Annotated in this window: 1 protein-coding gene and 1 pseudogene; both read right to left on the reverse strand. The window is 37.4% G+C overall.

Annotated elements, in window-relative coordinates:
• Positions 1–71 precede the first annotated feature (71 nt).
• Positions 72–350: a DUF6290 family protein gene (locus I1A59_RS09465; protein ID WP_196092494.1), complete on the reverse strand. Its 279-nt coding sequence runs from the start codon at positions 348–350 to the stop codon at positions 72–74.
• A gap of 353 nt (positions 351–703) precedes the next feature.
• Positions 704–875, reverse strand: a pseudogene (locus I1A59_RS09470) (IS200/IS605 family transposase); the annotation flags it as partial.

Here is an 875-nt window from a genome sequence, read left to right on the forward strand (position 1 = left end):
ATTACATTCACTGGTGGAATCACCAAAGGATCCATGGAAGCCTCAATTACCAGACACCTATGGACGTCAGACTAAGGTCTGACGAAAAAGAATTTATAAATTTGTCCAAATAGGTGTTGCCTTTCCAAGTCATTTTCAAACTCCTCTATAATGTCATCTATAGAGTAGGTGACCGGATTCTTTTCAAAATCCTCTAAGGCTTGGATACCTCTTTCATAGTCTAACTTATCTTCTATTTGCTCTTTCAATGCTGTTTTAAATAATTCTGATAAGGTTTTCCCTGTATGTGTTGAATAACTTTTAAATAATTCTTCTTCTGCTTTGTTTAATCTCAATGATACCATGGCCATATTATTCACCTCCTTTTGTGTAATACATTGTATAACATTTTTTCTAAATAGGCAAATTTAAATAAAAAGCCTAGCTGATTGACTAGGCTCAAACTTGCAACTCTTCCCGAATCGCTTTCTGCAAAAGTTGGCTAAAATTAATTTTGTTTTCTTTCCCAATAACCAATAATCTCCACCTTCAATCAACTATTCTTGAACAAGCATAAATCTAAAATCAAAACCACCCGTGAGAACGGGAGGTTTGTTCTTCGGCTGAAAACCTCTATTACCGGCCAAAACCTAAAGGCTTGTCCGAATGGTCTCCCTTATGCACCACTTCTCCAGCTGACCCGGCTAGCGGGTCCCTTTCTGTTCTACTTCCTTATATTTTTCTGACCCGTGAATGGATCGTACTCCTCGAATATGCTTAATTGGTCCACTATCACGTCATCTTGTAATTGATTACGAATATATTCTTCTATTCGCTTCTGATTCCTACCAACTGTGTCTACGTAATACCCTCTACACCAGAATTTTCTATTGCCA

This window comes from Streptococcus sp. NLN76, from assembly GCF_015686645.1.
Classification (GTDB): Bacteria; Bacillota; Bacilli; order Lactobacillales; family Streptococcaceae; genus Streptococcus.